Here is a 241-nt window from a genome sequence, read left to right on the forward strand (position 1 = left end):
GGGCAGGCGGTGGTGGTTGCTCGCGAGGACCGTCCTGGTGATAAGCGGCTGGTGGGTTATGTCACCGGGGCGGCCGATTCGCGCGATGTTCGTGCCGTGTTGGCGGAGCGGTTGCCGTCGTGGATGGTGCCCGCGGCGGTGGTGGTGCTTGAGGCGTTGCCGTTGACGGTCAACGGCAAGCTCGACAAGCAGGCCCTGCCGGCGCCGGATTACGGCGATGCCGAACGTTATCGGGCCCCGG

General features: G+C 68.5%; 1 protein-coding gene. It reads left to right on the top strand.

From position 1 onward, the window contains the following. Positions 1-241 (top strand): AMP-binding enzyme (locus tag AC5Y7E_RS24365; RefSeq protein WP_499950978.1); only part of this gene is annotated, 241 nt, incomplete at both ends.

Source organism: Mycobacterium sp. NGS17, assembly GCF_059813205.1.